This is a genomic window from Methylophilus sp. (genome assembly GCF_052173275.1).
Lineage (GTDB): Bacteria > Pseudomonadota > Gammaproteobacteria > Burkholderiales > Methylophilaceae > Methylophilus.
Window position 1 is genome coordinate 2,510,635 of sequence record NZ_JBQMUL010000002.1, and the last position, 14,017, is coordinate 2,524,651.

Annotated in this window: 12 protein-coding genes; all 12 read left to right on the forward strand. The window is 44.1% G+C overall.

Features of this window, described 5'->3' with window-relative positions:
• Positions 1 to 169: 169 nt before the first annotated feature.
• The 12 genes from ACTS9Y_RS13200 to rfbC all read left to right on the forward strand — a co-directional run bounded on the left by ACTS9Y_RS13200 (position 170) and on the right by rfbC (position 13,644).
• Positions 170 to 1,300, forward strand: coding sequence for a glycosyltransferase family 4 protein (locus ACTS9Y_RS13200; protein WP_442586391.1), 1,131 nt, complete (start codon positions 170 to 172; stop codon positions 1,298 to 1,300).
• Positions 1,297 to 2,400, forward strand: coding sequence for a GumK N-terminal domain-containing glycosyltransferase (locus tag ACTS9Y_RS13205; RefSeq protein WP_442586392.1), 1,104 nt, complete (start codon positions 1,297 to 1,299; stop codon positions 2,398 to 2,400). The genes ACTS9Y_RS13200 and ACTS9Y_RS13205 overlap by 4 nt, the downstream gene beginning before the upstream one ends.
• An 88-nt stretch (positions 2,401 to 2,488) precedes the next feature.
• Entirely contained in the window at positions 2,489 to 3,256 is a 768-nt protein-coding gene (locus tag ACTS9Y_RS13210) for a glycosyltransferase family 25 protein (RefSeq protein ID WP_442586393.1), read from the forward strand.
• Between the two features lie 77 nt (positions 3,257 to 3,333).
• The gene (locus ACTS9Y_RS13215; protein ID WP_442586394.1) at positions 3,334 to 4,434 is read left to right on the forward strand and encodes a polysaccharide pyruvyl transferase family protein; all 1,101 of its coding nucleotides are present in this window, start codon (positions 3,334 to 3,336) and stop codon (positions 4,432 to 4,434) included.
• A 244-nt stretch (positions 4,435 to 4,678) separates the two neighbouring features.
• Positions 4,679 to 5,722, forward strand: a complete 1,044-nt coding sequence (locus ACTS9Y_RS13220) for a nitroreductase family protein (RefSeq protein WP_442586395.1) — start codon at positions 4,679 to 4,681, stop codon at positions 5,720 to 5,722.
• A gap of 82 nt (positions 5,723 to 5,804) precedes the next feature.
• Positions 5,805 to 7,253, forward strand: a complete 1,449-nt coding sequence (locus ACTS9Y_RS13225; RefSeq protein WP_442586396.1) for a lipopolysaccharide biosynthesis protein — start codon at positions 5,805 to 5,807, stop codon at positions 7,251 to 7,253.
• Between the two features lie 45 nt (positions 7,254 to 7,298).
• Positions 7,299 to 8,711 carry a mannose-1-phosphate guanylyltransferase/mannose-6-phosphate isomerase gene (locus ACTS9Y_RS13230; protein ID WP_442586397.1) on the forward strand — a complete coding sequence of 471 codons (1,413 nt, stop codon included), beginning with the start codon at positions 7,299 to 7,301 and terminating at the stop codon, positions 8,709 to 8,711.
• Between the two features lie 10 nt (positions 8,712 to 8,721).
• The gene (locus ACTS9Y_RS13235; protein WP_442586398.1) at positions 8,722 to 10,146 is read left to right on the forward strand and encodes a phosphomannomutase; all 1,425 of its coding nucleotides are present in this window, start codon (positions 8,722 to 8,724) and stop codon (positions 10,144 to 10,146) included.
• Between the two features lie 120 nt (positions 10,147 to 10,266).
• Positions 10,267 to 11,322 carry a dTDP-glucose 4,6-dehydratase gene (rfbB, locus tag ACTS9Y_RS13240; RefSeq protein WP_442586399.1) on the forward strand — a complete coding sequence of 352 codons (1,056 nt, stop codon included), beginning with the start codon at positions 10,267 to 10,269 and terminating at the stop codon, positions 11,320 to 11,322.
• Positions 11,319 to 12,206, forward strand: a complete 888-nt coding sequence (gene rfbD, locus ACTS9Y_RS13245) for a dTDP-4-dehydrorhamnose reductase (RefSeq protein ID WP_442586400.1) — start codon at positions 11,319 to 11,321, stop codon at positions 12,204 to 12,206. The genes rfbB and rfbD overlap by 4 nt, the downstream gene beginning before the upstream one ends.
• Positions 12,207 to 12,214: 8 nt before the next feature.
• The gene (gene rfbA / locus ACTS9Y_RS13250) at positions 12,215 to 13,102 is read left to right on the forward strand and encodes a glucose-1-phosphate thymidylyltransferase RfbA (RefSeq protein WP_442586401.1); all 888 of its coding nucleotides are present in this window, start codon (positions 12,215 to 12,217) and stop codon (positions 13,100 to 13,102) included.
• Positions 13,102 to 13,644, forward strand: coding sequence for a dTDP-4-dehydrorhamnose 3,5-epimerase (gene rfbC, locus ACTS9Y_RS13255; protein WP_442586402.1), 543 nt, complete (start codon positions 13,102 to 13,104; stop codon positions 13,642 to 13,644). Before rfbA ends, rfbC begins: the two co-directional genes overlap by 1 nt.
• Positions 13,645 to 14,017 lie beyond the last annotated feature (373 nt).

The following is a 14,017-nucleotide window of genomic DNA, read 5'->3' on the forward strand; positions in this document are numbered from 1 at the left end:
TCTACTGTATCAATATGTCGAAAAGCCATTCAGAACTAGGTCGAGAGAGCTATCTGACACTTTAAAAGTAATGAATTAATAGAGTTAGTTGAGGTGTTTTTTGATAGGTAAGTTTGTAAGGTTCGTATACAGATCCATTCGCTCACTATTGCTTCAAAAGATAATTCCAGTGAGTAATGCTCACTTTGAGTTTGATAATGAGAAAGTGATAGAGATCATTGGTTTTTTTGAAAGCTACAGTGGGATTGGTGAGTCTGCGAGATTATGTGCATTGTCCCTGAGAGATTCGGGCTTTAAAGTCAAATGCACTTCTGTTGAAGCTGTTTATAGAAAAACTGCTGCGTTTTCATGGCCGTTGGATGGTTTCTATCATGGCAACGACAAGCCCAGCATCAGAATTTTTCATTTAAACCCGCCAATGCTGCCTCCGGCTATATTCTCACTGGGTTTTAAAGCTTATAAGCAAAGTTATAACATCGGCTACTGGGCCTGGGAACTGGAGGATATTCCAGCGGAATGGCAAGCAGCGCTTAAATATATGAACGCAGTAATGACACCCTCAGAATTTACCAGTCGCGCCATCCGCAAGCACACTAGTAAACCTGTAATCACAGTGCCGCATCCAGTGAGTTATAACTTGAAGGGCGCAAATGAAGATATCAGAGCCAGGCTGAATATCCCTGCATCGACTTTTTTGATTTCAAGCATTTTCAGTTTTGGCTCTGCGCTTGAGAGAAAAAACCCGCAAAGTCTGATTACTTGCTTTAAACAGGCATTCAATCAAAATGAAGATGTGATGCTGGTGCTGAAGTCAAACTCAGGCAGTGGCGATGAAAAAACACACATCAACGAACTGATAGGAGACGATCAGCGAATCAGGCTTATTGATGAGTCGTGGGATAGGGCAGATATTTTGGGGCTCACGCAGACCTCCGATCTGTATGCTTCCTTTCATCGCTCAGAGGGCTTCGGCCTTACTCTGGCAGAGGCATTACTATTGAATACCCCAGTGATTACTACCAACTGGTCGGGCAACATGGATTTTTGCAATAGCCAAAATGCTTACCTAGTTGAAAGCGCGCTGGTGCCGGTAGTGACAGATAACCATGAGTTTAAAGGGTGTGGCAACTTATCTTGGGCTGAGGTGCGGCATGATGCGGCCATCGCACAAATGAGAGCAGCCTTCAAGGCGATTAAAGCCCAGGGCAAGCCTCAAACCCATGCTCTGACAATTGGCTACCTTAAAAACAACGGCTATGAACTTGCTGTGGCTGAAATCGGGAAAGTAACACAAGTATGAAAGTGACATTGATTGTTGCCCACGAATATGATGCCAAACGCAAGGTTGGTTTCCATTATTGGGCAGATTATCTGGTTGAAAATGGTCATGAGGTGGATTATGTATCAGTTGGTAAAAGCTATCTGTTTCCCTTCTTCAAAAGACCGCTGCCAGAGATAAAAAACACGTGGCTCAGCATTTCTAGCAAGCTGAGTGTTTATAACTGGGTCAGCTGGGTGCATCCAATTCTGAATAAACCAGCGCTCAATTGCATACTTACACCACTCTTCAGGTTAATTCCGCAGCAATTTGGCCAAAGTAACTATCAGAGAATCGCCGCATCAGACGTGGTGATCGTTGAAAGTGGGATTGGGCTAGCGATGATCCCTTTTATCAAAAAGCTCAATAAAAATGTAAAAGTCATTTACGAGGCTTCTGATCGCCTGAAAACAGTTGGAGCACACCCGTATGTCATTGAGGTAGAACATGCAGCCAAGGCTTGGCTGGACTTTATACGTGTGCCAGCCGAAGTCATGCTAAATGATTTCAAAGATGTAACCCGCATCTCGGTGAAATATATCCCACAAGGTATCAGCAAGATTGCTTTTGATTCGAATATGTTGCCCAACCCATATTCTGCATCTATGAATGCTATCTCAGTCGGGGATATGTTGTTTGACGAAGCGTTGGTGACAAGTCTTGCTGAAGCATATCCTGATTGGCAATTTCATCTCTTTGGGCGTTACGCAAAGCTGAAACTTCAATTACCTAACGTCGTTGAACATGGTGAATGTAAATTTGATGATATCGTTCCCTATATGAAGCATGCAAATATCGCACTTGCGCCATATAGAAATGCACCGAACTGTGAGTATCTTTCGCAATCTAGCTTGAAGATACTTCAGTATAAATATTGCAACCTTCCTGTAGTTGCACCTGAATTTGCTTCTTCAGCTAGCCCAGGCTTTTATTCTTATAATTCTATAAAGACTGCTATTAATGCGTTCTCTTCAGCAATTAATTATGAAAAAAAGGGTCTCTTGGCTCCAATTTTCACATGGGATGAAGTGCTCGACGAAATGCTGAATAATATAAATTTAAAAGTTACTGATCAAAATTAATTAAAATTCAATAAGTTATAATTACTACAATTTCAAATTGAATGACATGAGTTTTAATAAAACTCTCAATTCACTTACTGGGCAATTTATGCAAACCTATCTGATCAACCTAGATAAAGCTCAAGCACGCCTTAATCACATGCGGGAAAAGCTTGATGAGCTTGGAATTTCATTTCAGAGAGTATCTGCTGTTAACGGGATGTCAATGACTGATGCAGAATATGACGATTTTTATAACAAAATCGGTAGCCGTAGTTGGGATAAAGGCGGTGGTATTGGATGCTTTTTAAGTCATTTTGAAACCTGGAAATTAGTTGCCAATGGAGATGAGGATTACGCTCTAGTTCTCGAGGACGACATGCACTTTTCAGCGGATGCAAAAAAGCTACTTTCGGATCATAGCTGGATGCCTGATGACTTCGATATTATAAGATTGGAAACTTCAACGTCAAAGGTACTACTTAAAGATTTGAAGGATGTGTCTGTAAGCCAGAACAAAAGGCATTTGGCTAAGCTAGTTTCAACCGCATGGTGTGCTGGGGCATATATAATCAGTAAAAAGTGTGCCCAGAACTTACTCGCTGTAGATCCAAAAAACTATATGTTGCTCGACGCCTTCCTTTTTTGCTATGAAGAATCTCCCGTGCCAAGTTCAATCTCTCTCTATCAAGTGAGCCCTGCGATTGCAATTCAAGATAAATTTATTGAATCGGATAGTAGAAAAGGTCTTGCTTCGGACATTGAAATTAACCCATTAAAAGTTGGATTCCTTGAATTCAAAACCTTGTTGAGAAGCTTTAGGATTTTGGCTGTAGTTAAAATTCTACAAGGTTATAAAAGAATTCAGTTTCAATAAAACCAGTATGTTTCACAAATATGTAGCTCGTCTATAAAACAACAATTAGTAATCACACGAAAATTAAAGCGATAAAAATGAAAAAAGTTGGCATTTTAACTTTACCTTTGCATGAGAATTATGGCGGAATGCTACAAGCGGTTGCGTTATACAACTTTCTAAAAGAGCACAACTATGATGTTGTTTTTTTGAGTAACACTACGTTCAGACATAGATTCGAGCTTTGGGTTAGAACATTTATTGAAAGAATTCCATTTCAAAACTTTAAGACACTTAGATATATATATCTAAAAGGTCAATTTCATAAACCATTTTTAAAAAAATACCTTCCCAATCAAACACGCAATTTAAGATCATTGAATGATTTTGCTTTCGTTACTAATCAAGAAAATCTTGATGCAATAGTTGTCGGCAGTGACCAGGTTTGGCGCTGGGATTATATTAAAGATGGATTTGAGAGATATTTTTTAAGTTTTGCTAAAGGGACTAAGACCAGAAAAATTGCTTACGCTGCTTCATTTGGAAAGTCTCACTGGCAAGCCTCTGAAAAGAAACAAGCTATTTCAACACTACTCAATGATTTTTATGCCGTCTCAACTAGAGAGGCTGATGGTATTTCAGTATGCGATGAACTAGGAGTTAAGAACTGCACGCATGTAATAGATCCTACACTCTTAATAAATAAAAACTTTTATACAAAATTTCTCAGCGAAACTGACAGCAGTTCATTAAAAAATAAATCAAATAAATCACTTCTTACGTACGTTTTAGACCAGCACGGCGAAAAGCAGGATTTTATTGATAACGTTGCAAGAAATCTGGGAAGTCAGTATCAAGTTTCCTCACTAGGACTTCAATCATTTTTAACAGTGCCAGAGTGGGTGACTGCAATTCATGATTCAGATTTTGTGATAACTGACTCATTTCATGGCATGGTTTTTTGTATTATTTTCAATAAGCAATTCGTAGTAATTATCAACGCTGATCGTGGCGCAAGCAGATTCACATCTCTGTTGAAACAATTGAATCTGGAAAGTCGTCTAATCGATGAAAAACAACTTGGCAGCCACAGTGCAAAAGAGTTGGTTGAAAACTTAATCGATTACAAAGAGGTTAATGCGAAAGTTAATGAGTTGAGAACACTATCTTCAGAGTTTTTATTAAAAGCTTTAAGTTGATTAATTGAATCAAGCAAAATCATATCAATTGCATAGAGAACTTCTGGGATCAGGCCAAGCAAGGTATGCGTAAACCCAACGGTGAGACAAAAGCTAACTCTCGTGCTGTTCTTGAATGCGTGCGAGTGGCGGTTTAAAACTCAAACCACACAGATTAAGTTATCAAAATTAAAAAATTGGGTTAAAAAATATATTTGCTAGTTATCTAGTGCAGCCCGCATTTCTAAATATCTAAGAGAACACGATGAGTAAAAATAGCATTGCTAGTCGACTTAAATCAGTATTGTGGAAGGTTCCAGGACTCCATAAAAATCTGAAAAAGCTCAAGAATTCTGCAGTAAGAGTTGCCCGATTCATAAACTACAAAAAGGATATTCTTGATGATTGGCGATATTTGGGCTGGCAACGTAAAGGCGCTCATTATTGGAAGTTGAGTTCTGAGCTGATTTTCTACTTCCATAAACTTGAAAAAGGGCTTTGCTTACCTCCTGAAAACCGAAGATGGTTTGGTCACCTCGCTGCAGAAAAAACATTAGAGCTTTTAAATGAGTGGGATAGTGTTGGTCTACCAAGAGAAGCTCCTATCTATCAAGCCGCATGCGCTACGCTAAAGTCATACTGGGAATTTGCTAACCTCACTTCCGCATCCCAACCCGAGGCGGCTTCAATCGCAAAAAAAATAAATAATTTTTTGGTAGAGCGTGATTTTGCTACTCAATATCAAACACCAATTTCTATCGAAAAGCCTCCAGCTCAGTCATTTGAAATGCTGTACCAGCTATCATTGAGTAGGCGTAGCACCAGAAATTTTGACGATAAATCTATAGATATGGCATTGGTTGAACGAGCCGTCCAAGTTGCTCAATTAAGCCCTTCGGCATGTAATAGGCAACCTTGGAAAGTTCACATATATAACAAGCGTGGCGATATTGACCAAATGTTAGCATTACAGAATGGCAATGCAGGATTTGGCCACAAAGTACCTATGCTTGTAGTCATGTGTTGCGACCTCGGATCATTTTTTGATTCAACAGAAAGATTTGAACCGCATTTGGATGGCGGTCTATTCCTTATGGCTTTCATTCTGGCATTACAATCTCAAGGCATGGTGTCTTGCTGCCTGAATTGGTGTGTGAATCCAGATACTGATGTCAAAGCACATGAGCAGGGCAATATTCCAAATAATGAAAGAATTCTGACATTTTTGGCGATTGGCTACCCCGAGGAAGATGTGGTTGTTCCATTATCTGCTAGAAGGCCTTTGGGCGATGTACTAATTAAGCATTAGACTGCCCCTTAAAATAATGTGTTAAAAAAGTATCGCTAGTTATTTAGGACAGCCCCTTCATTTATATATATGGTGTAACAATTTGAGCTTATCAGGTAAAGCAGCACGCGGTGGCGTCACAATGATGACGGGGCAAGTATTTAAAGTTGGTTTGCAACTGATCAATCTCGTGGTTTTAGCAAGATTGCTAATGCCTGAAGACTTTGGGCTTGTGGCCATGGTTGTTGCCATATACGGCGTGTGCGATATTATTTCAGACTTTGGATTAGCCACTGCATCTATTCAAGTAGCAAAAATATCCAAATCACAAATAAGTAATTTATTTTGGATTAATGTATTAATTGGTTTGGTATTTGCCACACTCTCCTTTAACTTTTCTGAAGAGTTGGCTACCTTTTACGGACGTAGCGAACTTGTATTAATTGCTCAAGTAATGTCCTTGAATTTTATCCTTAATGGCATTTCTGCACAGTACAAAGCTCAATTAAATCGAGAGCTCAAATTTAAACAATTAGTTTTCACGGATGTTATCGCTTTCTCAGTTGGTATAGCTACTGGTATTTATTGCGCATATCAAAATTACTCTTACTGGTCAATCGTTGCACAACTATTAAGTCAAGCATCGGTTCAAGTATTGCTATATATCGCCTTTGGACGATGGTTACCAGGCCTTCCAACTAAAGACACGGAAATGAGTCAGTTTTTCAAATTTGGAGCAGGATTAGTTGGTACTCAACTATTGGCATACTTCTCTAACAATCTCCCTTCTATGCTCATAGGTCGATATTTTGGAGCAATCAGCTTGGGAATATTTGATAGGGCGAATAAGCTACTTATGGTTCCTATAAATCAATTTAATGGATCTTTTACAACGGTTGCAGTACCCGTGTTGTCAAGATTGAACGCTGAAGATATTAGTAAATACAATCGTTATCTGCTATTTGGCCAGAACATCATTTTTCATATTTGTACTGCTGGCTTAGCAGCAGCTAGTTGTCAAACAGAACTTTTATTTAGTCTTGTTCTGGGGGATCAATGGATAAAAATGGTGCCTGTTTTTATTGGATTAACTTTTGCTGGTGTCTTTACCGTCTTATGTCACACAGTTTTTGTAGTATATGTAACGAAAGGTATGACTTCGTCTCTTTTAAAACTTGTTACGATAGGCAGACCAGGGGTTATATTGATCACATCCCTAGGACTTTTTTCGGGCGTAGTCGGTGTTGCTTATGCATACTCTTTAGCGTTAATGGTCTATTGGTTATATGGAATTTTTTGGTTAAAAAATTCTGGCATACCTGTAAAAGAAATGATTTATAGACCGTTGTTAACTGCTTTTTGTTATTTCGCAGCGGCACATATTTCGAACTATTTGATAAGTCATTCAACAAGTCAAGGCAACTATAACCTTTTAATAGGTTGGACTTATATGTCGGTTATATTAAGTATTTTCTTTTTATTAATTCCAAAATTCAGAGAGAGTGTCACTCTGCTTTTCGAGGTAAAGAAATACCTTCGCAACAAAAACTAATTATTGTATTAAAGATTTCTTTTACTATTTTGAGTGGTGGCTAAAATGAAAATTGTTCCCGTAGTTCTTTCTGGTGGTTCAGGTACACGATTGTGGCCTCTCTCGCGTGCGGTATTGCCTAAGCAGCTGTTGCCTTTGGTGACTGATAACACCATGCTCCAAGAAACATTGACCAGGTTATCCAGCTGGGCTGATGTGAGTGACCCGATTGTGGTATGTGGTAATGACCATCGCTTTTTGGTGGCTGAGCAGTTGCGTCAGGTGAATTTAAACCCGGCATCGATTGTGCTGGAGCCGATTGCGCGTAACACGGCGCCTGCGATTGCTGCGGCAGCCATCAGTTTGAAAGAGCAGGATGTGTTGATGCTGGTGTTGCCGGCTGACCATGTGATCACAGATGTGGCTGCTTTTGAAGCTGCCGTACGTAGAGCCAGCGTGGCGGCGGAGCAGGGCAAGCTGGTGACTTTTGGGATTGAGCCTACACACGCTGAAACTGGTTATGGCTATATTCAATCGGGTAATGCTTTAAATGGGGCTGAAGGCGCTTTTGATGTGGCACGATTTGTAGAGAAGCCGAATGCCGAGACAGCGCAACAGTATGTGGACGCCGGTAATTTTTACTGGAACAGCGGCATGTTTTTGTTTAAACCAGCCGTGTTCTTGAGCGAGCTGGCGCAATATGCGCCAAACATGGTTAGTGCGGTGGCTAAAGCGGTTGAGCAAAGCTATAAGGACTTGGACTTTGTGCGTTTACACGAGGCGTCATTCGCTGAATCGCCTTCGGATTCGATCGATTATGCGGTGATGGAAAAAACCAAGCTGGCGGCCATCGTGCCTGCGAGTATTGGCTGGAATGACGTTGGCTCCTGGACTGCGCTGAAGGACGTGCAGCCTAATGATGCAGATGGTAATGCGACGCGTGGTGATGTTTACCTGAAGGATGTGAAAAATACTTTAATCCGTGCTGAAGGCCGTTTTGTTGCGGCGGTGGGCGTGGAGGATTTGCTGATTGTGGAGACGGGCGATGCAGTTTTAGTAGCCCACCGCGATTGCGCGCAGGATGTGAAGAGCATTGTCGATCACTTGAAAGCCAGCGGCCGTTCTGAACACCAAATGCATCCGCGTGTATACCGCCCCTGGGGCTGGTACGAGGGCATTGATATTGGCGAGCGCTTCCAGGTAAAACGCATCATGGTGAAACCAGGCGAGAGATTGTCATTACAAATGCATCATCACCGTGCCGAGCACTGGGTGGTGGTGAGTGGTTCGGCAATGATTACAGTTGATGATGTGAGCAAGCTGTATACCGAGAACGAATCTACCTACATCCCGATTGGTTCTACCCACAGGCTGGAAAACCCGGGCAAACTGCCATTGCATTTGATTGAGGTGCAATCAGGCAGTTATCTGGGCGAAGACGATATCGTCCGCTACGAAGACACTTATGGCCGCAGTTAAGGTGTCGGGTATGCCAGTCTTGCAAACAGTGATGCAGCAGAGTGGGGTGGCTTTTGGTACCAGTGGTGCACGTGGCCTGGTGGCTGCTATGACCGATGAGGTGTGTGCCGCTTACACCCAGGCTTTTGTGAACACCGTGCAGGGCGCGTTTGAATTTAAGCAAGTCGCCATTGCGGTCGATTTGCGCCCGAGTAGTCCGCGGATTGCTGAAGCCTGCGCAAAAATGCTGCGGCAACTTGGGTTGGAACTCATTTTTTGTGGGGCTATCCCCACGCCTGCCTTGGCTTTATTTGCCCAGACTCGTAAGATCCCCGGCATCATGGTCACGGGCAGCCATATTCCTTTTGACCGCAACGGCCTCAAGTTTTACCGTCCCGATGGTGAAATCACCAAGTCTGATGAAGCCGCTATGTTGGCCAGTGAGTTGCAGACCTTATCCGAAACTACCGTCAGCTTGCCTGAAGAAACGCCTCAGGCCAGAGCCGAGTATATTCAGCGCTATAAAGATTTATTGGGTGACCAGGCGCTTACAGGGTTAAAGCTGGCGATTTACCAGCACTCAAGCGTGGCGAGGGATGTGCTGCATCGCCTGTTGAGTGACTTGGGTGCTGAAGTTGTTTGCCTGGAACGGTCAGACATCTTCGTGCCTATCGATACTGAAGCGGTATCGGCTGAAGATACGCAACGCGGCCTGGATTGGGCTGCGCAATATCAGGTAGATGCGATTATTTCTACCGATGGCGATGGTGACCGGCCATTGATCAGTGATGAACAAGGTAACTGGCTGCGTGGCGACATCGTGGGTTTGTTGACCGCACAGGCATTGCAGATCTCTCATCTGGCGGTGCCTGTGAGCTGTAATACCGCAATTGAGGCCAGTGGTTATTTCCAACAGGTAGCCCGCACGCGCATAGGCTCACCTTTTGTCATCGCGGGCATGGAAGCATTACAAAAAGAGGGCGCCACCAGCGTGGCCGGGTTTGAAGCGAATGGTGGCTTTTTGCTAGGCAGCCATATTCCGCAGTCACCCACACTACAGCCATTGCCAACCCGCGATGCGGTACTGCCGGTGGTGACTTTGCTGGCACAGGTCAAGGCCCAGGGCAAGCCACTGTCACAATTAGTGGCGGCCTTGCCACAGCGCTTTACCGCCAGTGACCGCCTGCAGGATTTCCCTACCGAAAAAAGCAAGGCATTGCTGTCTGGCTGGACGGCTGATCCTGCCGATATGTTGCAATCGTTGGAACTTGCAGAGCAGGTATCGCATATGGACACGACTGATGGCTTACGGGTGACCTTGCAATCTGGCAGCGTGGTACATTTACGGCCCTCCGGCAATGCGCCTGAATTCAGGTGTTATGTGGAAGAAACCAGCCAGTTGGCCGCGCAATCATTGCTTGCCAGTGTCATGGCGCAACTGAAAAAATTCGCATAATCCTGGCTTGTTAGCTGCTCCAGATGCACGGTTAATATTCATAACAAAATTGTCGTCATCGCAAAAACGTTCTAATATGCCTTTTTGGTATCTGAACACTTAAAAAAGGTTATTGATTACATGATTTTTGTTACGGGGGGCGCCGGGTTTATCGGCAGTAATTTTGTATTGGATTGGCTGGCGCAGTCGGATGAGCCTGTGGTGAACCTGGACAAACTGACTTATGCGGGTAACCTGGATAACCTGACATCGCTGGCCAATGATGCTCGCCATATTTTTGTGCAAGGTGATATTGGTGACTTTGAACTCGTCAAACGATTGCTGGCCGAACATCAACCCAGGGCTGTGCTGAATTTTGCTGCAGAGTCGCATGTAGACCGTTCTATCCATGGCCCTGAAGATTTTATTCAAACCAATGTGGTCGGCACTTTTCACCTGCTTGAGGCTGTGCGTGCTTACTGGAGTGCCTTGGAAGGCGATGAAAAAGCAGATTTCAGGTTTTTGCATGTCTCCACAGATGAAGTCTATGGGTCATTAGCCAAGAACGACCCGCCGTTTAACGAGCACAATCGTTACGAACCAAACAGCCCATACTCCGCATCCAAAGCCGCTTCTGACCATCTGGTGCGGGCGTATCACCATACCTATGGCTTGCCTATGCTCACCACGAATTGCTCGAACAATTACGGTCCCTATCATTTCCCCGAAAAGCTGATCCCGCTTGTGATCCATAATGCCTTGAATGGTAAGCCATTACCTATTTATGGCGATGGCCAGCAGATTCGCGACTGGTTGTACGTGAAAGATCACTGTACGGCGATCCGCCGTGTGCTTTCTGCCGGACAGTTGGGTGAAACGTATAATGTAGGCGGCTGGAACGAGAAGCCGAATATTGAGGTGGTGAATACCATTTGCAGCATATTGGATGAGTTGAAGCCGCGCGCGGATGGCTTGCCCTTCAACACGCAGGTTACCTATGTCAAAGATCGCCCAGGGCACGACAGGCGCTATGCGATCGATGCCACCAGGCTGGAAAAAGAACTGGGCTGGAAACCAGCTGAAACGTTTGAAACAGGTATCCGCAAAACGGTACAGTGGTACCTGGATCATCCATCCTGGGTAGAAAACATCACCAGCGGCCAATATCGGCAATGGGTAGAAAAGCAGTATCAATGAAGCTTTTACTGACTGGAAGTCACGGCCAGCTTGGGTTTGAATTGCAACGCAGCCTGGCACCACTGGCTGAAGTGATTGCGCTAGGCCGGGCTGAGTGTGATCTGGCCGATGAAGCGGCATTGCGTGCATTGATTAGAGAGATCAAACCGGATGGCATCATTAATCCAGCTGCTTACACAGCGGTGGATAAAGCTGAGTCTGACGTAGCCCTGGCCAGGAAAATCAATGTCGATGCGCCGCGCATCATGGGTGAAGAGGCTGCAAAATCAGGCGCGTTTGTGTTTCATTACTCGACTGACTATGTATTCGAGGGCATGGGCGAGCAGTTTTACAAGGAATCTGATGCAACGAACCCGCAAAATGTCTACGGCCTCAGCAAAAGAGATGGCGAGCAGGCCTTACTCAACGCATGCCCGCGCAGTTTGATCATGAGGACCAGCTGGGTCGTTGGTGCGCATGGCGGCAACTTTGCAAAAACCATGTTAAAGCTGGCGAGTGAGCGTGATGCACTGAGTGTAGTGGCTGACCAGTTTGGCGCACCGACCTCAGCCGCACTGCTGGCAGATGTGACGGCGCAGTTAGTTGGCCGTATCAAACAGCCTGGGGACACAATATTCCCCTATGGCTTGTATCATGTCGTCGCTTCAGGGGTGACGAACTGGCACGAATACGCCCGGTTCGTGATTGCGCAGGCAATTAAGCTCGGTAAACCAATGAAAGTATCACCAGACATGGTGAAAGCAATCACAACCGCAGATTACCCGGTGCCGGCAAAACGTCCGGCTAACTCAAGGTTGGATACCACGTTGTTCCAGCACACATTTGATTTACGCCTACCTGACTGGAAACAGGGCGTTGCACATGTGTTGCAGCAAATTTTATAGGGCGCATTATGGCAAAAAATAGAAAAGGCATTATTTTGGCGGGGGGGTCTGGCACGCGCCTGTATCCGGCCACGCAGGCGGTTTCCAAGCAATTGATCCCGGTTTATGACAAACCTATGGTCTACTACCCGCTGACGACACTGATGTTGTCCGGGGTGGCAGATATCTTGCTGATCTCTACGCCGCAAGACACGCCCAGGTTCGAGCAGTTGCTGGGCGATGGCTCGCAGTGGGGTATTAATATTCAATATGCCGTGCAGCCTTCACCCGATGGCTTGGCGCAAGCATTTATTATCGGCCAGTCCTTTATCGATAACTCACCTAGCGCCCTGGTGCTGGGCGACAATATTTTTTATGGTCACGATTTGGCGACAACGCTACAGCAAGCTAATCATTCGGAAAGCGGAGCAACGGTATTTGCTTATCCAGTCAATGATCCTGAGCGGTATGGTGTGGTTGAATTTGATCCGACAGGCAAAGCCATCAGCCTGGAGGAGAAGCCGACGCAACCAAAATCGCGTTATGCCGTGACCGGTCTGTATTTTTATGACAACCAGGTCAGTGATATTGCTGCGAATTTAAAACCCTCTCCAAGAGGCGAGCTGGAAATCACCGATGTGAATAAGCATTATCTTGCCCAACAGCAACTGAATGTCGAAGTGATGGGCCGTGGACACGCCTGGCTGGATACCGGCACACATGAATCGTTGCTGGAGGCCTCCCTGTTTATCCAAACCATAGAAAACCGGCAGGGCCTGAAAATCGCCTGTCCTGAAGAAATCGCATTCCGCATGGGGTATATCACTGCCGAAGCGTTATTAAAGCAAGCTGAGCTTTACAAAAAGAACAGCTATGGACAGTATTTGATACAGATTGTGAATGAGAAGGTGTTTTAGTGATTGCGCATCAAACTGCTATTGCCGATGTTGTTGTGTTTGAACCGAAAGTGTTTGGGGATGACAGGGGATTTTTCTACGAAAGTTTTAATGAGCACGTCTTTGCTGAAGCCACCGGATTACGCCCGCGCTTTGTACAGGATAACCATTCGAAATCGGCAAAAAACGTCTTGCGCGGCTTGCATTATCAAATACAACAGCCACAAGGCAAACTGGTGCGCGTGACGCAAGGGGCGGTATTGGATGTCGCGGTTGATTTGCGATCAAATTCGCCCACTTTTGGTCACTGGGTAGGCGAAGTTTTGAGCCATGAAAACAAAAAAATGCTGTGGGTGCCCGAAGGGTTTGCGCATGGCTTTGTCGTTTTGTCTGAAACAGCAGAGTTTTTGTACAAAACGACCGATTTTTATGCGCCGCAGCATGAGCGTTGCATACTCTGGAATGATCCCACGCTTGCCATCGATTGGCAGATAGAAACACAGCCTTTATTATCAGCGAAAGACGCGCTGGGAAGCAGCTTTGAACTGGCCGATAAGTTCTAGATATCCGGCTAGCTGTTTTCTCTGACAGTTAACCTGATTTTCTATTTATATCCCCTCGTATTTAATTACATTCAATACTATCCATTTTCATAAATATTTCACAAATCCTTGTTTTTTATACGTATAATCCGGTAGTGAGAATTGTTCTGAGTATTTTTGGGTGCACCAAATCAAACAATTTGCACCAAAATAGCCATAAAATAAATTTAAGCCATTTATTTTTACATTGAAAAAAATAAAAACAATATAAAAATCAATGGATTACCTTAAATTTAAATTGTGGAATATTTATTGCTACATGATTTAAAAAAACAATATAAAAAGCAGTTGATAAACGGTGGTCCAACCGGGCAATTAAAACCGTTTATGCTGA

What these genes read in the sequence shown, in the direction of transcription:
- rfbA (WP_442586401.1), top strand. Translation starts at nt 12,215, where the DNA reads ATGGCAAAAAATAGAAAAGGCATTATTTTGGCGGGGGGGTCTGGCACG.
- ACTS9Y_RS13220 (WP_442586395.1), top strand. Translation starts at nt 4,679, where the DNA reads ATGAGTAAAAATAGCATTGCTAGTCGACTTAAATCAGTATTGTGGAAG.
- ACTS9Y_RS13215 (WP_442586394.1), top strand. Translation starts at nt 3,334, where the DNA reads ATGAAAAAAGTTGGCATTTTAACTTTACCTTTGCATGAGAATTATGGC.
- rfbB (WP_442586399.1), top strand. Translation starts at nt 10,267, where the DNA reads ATGATTTTTGTTACGGGGGGCGCCGGGTTTATCGGCAGTAATTTTGTA.
- rfbD (WP_442586400.1), top strand. Translation starts at nt 11,319, where the DNA reads ATGAAGCTTTTACTGACTGGAAGTCACGGCCAGCTTGGGTTTGAATTG.
- ACTS9Y_RS13230 (WP_442586397.1), top strand. Translation starts at nt 7,299, where the DNA reads ATGAAAATTGTTCCCGTAGTTCTTTCTGGTGGTTCAGGTACACGATTG.
- ACTS9Y_RS13210 (WP_442586393.1), top strand. Translation starts at nt 2,489, where the DNA reads ATGCAAACCTATCTGATCAACCTAGATAAAGCTCAAGCACGCCTTAAT.
- ACTS9Y_RS13235 (WP_442586398.1), top strand. Translation starts at nt 8,722, where the DNA reads ATGCCAGTCTTGCAAACAGTGATGCAGCAGAGTGGGGTGGCTTTTGGT.
- ACTS9Y_RS13205 (WP_442586392.1), top strand. Translation starts at nt 1,297, where the DNA reads ATGAAAGTGACATTGATTGTTGCCCACGAATATGATGCCAAACGCAAG.